Annotated in this window: 2 protein-coding genes; both read left to right on the top strand. The window is 45.6% G+C overall.

Annotation, left to right across the window (positions count from 1 at the left end; genetic code table 11):
* Positions 1-333 precede the first annotated feature (333 nt).
* A complete protein-coding gene (gene secA, locus ACI35L_RS00380) occupies positions 334-2,835 on the top strand; it encodes a preprotein translocase subunit SecA (RefSeq protein WP_049669435.1) in 2,502 nt (833 codons plus the stop codon).
* A gap of 132 nt (positions 2,836-2,967) precedes the next feature.
* Positions 2,968-4,047 (top strand): peptide chain release factor 2 gene (gene prfB / locus ACI35L_RS00375; RefSeq protein ID WP_439801985.1). Its coding sequence is split into 2 segments (ribosomal slippage), with 1,079 coding nucleotides annotated over them: positions 2,968-3,039 and positions 3,041-4,047; the frame shifts between segments, so codons are not numbered across the junction. This gene is flagged as partial in the annotation.

Here is a 4,047-nt window from a genome sequence, read left to right as displayed (position 1 = left end):
GGGCGCAAATCCATGTATCTAGACAAACAGCTATGTCAAAATGAGACAATAATAGAAGAAATAAGCGAAACCTCCACTGCTCTGCCCCCCTTGATTAAAAGGCTCCCTCTCTGGCAAAACTGCTTCTATTAGAAGGATGAAACTTTTCTGTGGCTAAATTCGTAAATAAAGGATAAATTATGCCCAGAATTATACATGGCGAAACCTTTGCATTTGTTGTTTTGTCCTGTTGTAAGTGTTACTATTAATAAGAAATTTAAAAAAAGTACGATTCATGATTGACTAACAATCTAGGGCATTGAAACCCTTCTAAATAAGAGGAGAGACTGCTTAATGGGGATCTTGAATAAATTGTTTGACCCTAATAAATCTGAACTGAAAAGGCTGACGAAAACAGCTGCAAAGGTGGAGGCATTGGCTTCCATGGCAGAGGGTCTTTCAGATGAACAACTGACAGCTAAAACGGATGAATTCCGCGAACGCTATGCGAATGGAGAATCGCTTGACGATATGCTTCCTGAGGCTTTTGCGGTCGTTCGTGAGGCTTCACGCCGTGTGCTAGGCATGTATCCATTTAATGTGCAGTTGATGGGTGGTATCGCCTTGCACGAAGGGAATATTTCCGAGATGAAAACCGGGGAAGGTAAAACGTTAACGTCTACCATGCCTGTCTATTTGAATGCCATCACAGGAAAAGGCGTTCATGTCATCACGGTCAACGAATACCTTGCTAGTCGTGACGCTAATGAAATGGGACAGCTTTATAATTTCTTAGGACTGTCTGTCGGCTTGAATTTAGCTGGCATGTCCCGTGAGGAAAAGCAAGAAGCCTATAATGCGGACATTACTTATGGAACGAATAATGAGTTTGGGTTCGATTACTTGCGTGACAATATGGTGCTCTACAAAGAGCAAATGGTGCAGCGTCCGCTTCACTTTGCCGTCATTGATGAGGTTGACTCCATCTTGATCGATGAAGCGCGGACACCGCTCATTATTTCTGGTTCAGCGAAGAAATCCACACAATTATATATGCAGGCGAATGCCTTCGTTCGTACGCTGACGAAAGAGCAGGATTATACGTACGATGAGAAGACGAAGAGTGTTCAGTTAACGGAAGATGGGATGAGCAAGGCAGAGCGTGCCTTTGGCATTGATAACTTATTTGATATCAGCCATGTTGCCTTAAACCATCATATCGGACAAGCCTTGAAGGCACATGCGTCCATGCATTTGGATGTCGATTATGTCGTTCAAGACGGTGAGATTGTCATTGTTGACCAATTCACCGGCCGTTTGATGAAAGGACGCCGTTACAGCGACGGTCTTCACCAGGCAATTGAGGCAAAAGAAGGGCTTGAAATCCAAAACGAGAGCATGACCCTTGCGACAATTACATTCCAAAACTACTTCCGTATGTATCAAAAGCTTGCCGGTATGACAGGTACAGCGAAAACGGAAGAAGAGGAATTCCGCAATATTTATAATATGAATGTTATCGCGATTCCAACGAACCGTGACATCATTCGTGATGACCGTTCTGACTTGATTTTCGCCACAATGGAAGGCAAGTTCAAGGCGGTTGTTGAAGATATCGCAGAACGCCATGCGAAAGGGCAGCCAGTGCTCGTTGGTACGGTAGCGATTGAGACAAGTGAATATGTCTCCGAGCTCTTAAAGAAAAAGGGTGTCCCGCATAGTGTCTTGAATGCGAAGCAGCATGAGCGGGAAGGAAATATCATTCTTGATGCCGGACAGCCCGGCGCTGTGACCATCGCGACCAACATGGCCGGCCGTGGTACAGATATCAAGCTTGGTGAAGGTGTGGCAGAGCTTGGCGGTTTAGCTGTCATCGGTACAGAGCGCCATGAATCACGCCGTATCGATAACCAGCTCCGTGGTCGTTCCGGACGTCAAGGGGACCCTGGTGTGACTCAGTTCTACCTCTCTTTGGAGGATGAATTGATGCGCCGTTTCGGCTCCGAGAACATTAAGAGCATGATGTCCCGCCTTGGCATGGGCGATGATCAGCCAATCCAAAGCAAGATGGTATCAAGAGCTGTGGAATCTGCGCAAAAACGCGTTGAGGGCAATAACTATGATGCCCGTAAACAATTGCTTGAATATGATGATGTTCTTCGTCAGCAGCGTGAAATCATCTACAAGCAGCGCTTTGATGTACTTGATAACGATAATTTACGCGGCATTGTTGAGTCTATGATTCGCTCCTCCCTTGAACGCAATGTGTATGCATTCGGTCCGGATGGAGAGAGCGAGGAGTGGAATATCCAGGGTCTTCTCGATTATGTGTATGCAAATCTATTGCCTGAGAACTCCTTGGATGAGGCAGCATTGAAGGAGCTTGACGGGGAAGAAATCGTCAACCTTCTCTTTGATAAGATTATCGAGAAATACAATGAGAAGGAAGAGCAGCTTTCAACCGAGCAAATGCGTGAATTCGAGAAAGTTATCGTTCTTCGTGCGGTTGATAGCAAATGGATGGATCATATTGATACGATGGACCAATTGCGTCAAGGAATCCATTTACGTGCCTATGCTCAAATCAATCCGTTGAATGAATATCAGCAGGAAGGCTTCAGAATGTTCGAGGCTATGATTGCTTCCATCGAGGATGATGTAGCAAAATACATCATGAAGGCCGAGATTCGCAATAATCTTGAGCGTGAGGAAGTTGTCAAAGGACAGGCCGTTAATCCAAAGGCTGATGGTGAAGTGAAAAAACAGCCGAAGCGCAATGAGGATAAAGCAGTGGGACGTAATGCACCTTGCCCATGCGGTTCTGGTAAAAAATATAAAAATTGTCATGGCAAATAAATCAAGCTTTCAGGTATCTTTAAAAGACGCAAGAGCGTATAATAAAGGATAACCATTTGAATGAGAGGGACGGTGTGTACGCCGCCTCTCTTTTTCCTGATTAGCGTTAAATAATGATAGAGGTGAATGTGAATGGAAATCGCAGAAATTCGCAATGAGTTAGAAAAAACAGCCAAGCGCTTGGCGGACTTTAGGGGGTCTCTTTGACTTAGAAGAGAAAGAAGCGCGCATTATGGAGCTTGATGAAATCATGTCTGAGCCTGAATTCTGGAACGACCAGCAGAAGGCCCAAGGCATCATCAGTGAAGCCAATGGCTTGAAAGAGCAGGTTGGTGAATTCAACTCCTTAAATGAATCCTACGAAAATCTCGAGCTAACCTTTGAATTGATCAAAGAAGAGCCGGATGAAGATCTTCAGGGTGAGCTTGAATCTGAACTTACCGAGCTATCTGAGCGTTTGAATGCCTTCGAGCTTCAATTGCTGCTCAGTGAAGAATATGATAAGAATAATGCCATCCTTGAATTGCATCCAGGTGCCGGCGGAACCGAGTCTCAGGACTGGGCATCCATGCTCCTTCGTATGTACACAAGATGGGCAGAGAAAAAAGGCTTCAAGGTAGAAACACTTGATTACCTTCCAGGCGATGAGGCTGGCGTGAAGAGTGTAACACTCGGCATTCGCGGTCATAATGCCTACGGTTATTTGAAGGCGGAGAAAGGGGTACACCGTTTGGTTCGTATCTCCCCATTCGATTCATCTGGCCGCCGTCATACCTCCTTCGTATCATGTGAGGTTATGCCAGAATTCAATGATGAAATCAACATCGAAATCCGCACAGAAGATTTGAAGATTGACACATACCGAGCAAGCGGCGCCGGCGGTCAGCATATCAACACGACTGACTCTGCCGTTCGTATCACGCATATCCCGACGAATGTTGTGGTCACTTGCCAATCTGAGCGTTCTCAAATCAAAAACCGTGAAGCAGCCATGAAAATGCTGAAATCTAAGCTCTATCAACGCGAAATCGAGCAGCAGGAAGCAGAGCTCGCTGAGATTCGCGGAGAGCAAAAAGAAATCGGCTGGGGCAGCCAAATCCGCTCCTACGTCTTCCACCCATACTCCATGGTCAAAGACCACCGTACAAATGCTGAAACAGGCAATATCGGTGCGGTTATGGATGGCGACATTGATATGTTTATCGACGCATA

It is taken from the genome of Pradoshia sp., from assembly GCF_051873915.1.
Classification (GTDB): domain Bacteria; phylum Bacillota; class Bacilli; order Bacillales; family Pradoshiaceae; genus Pradoshia.
This window is presented reverse-complemented; position numbering and strand designations above follow the sequence as displayed.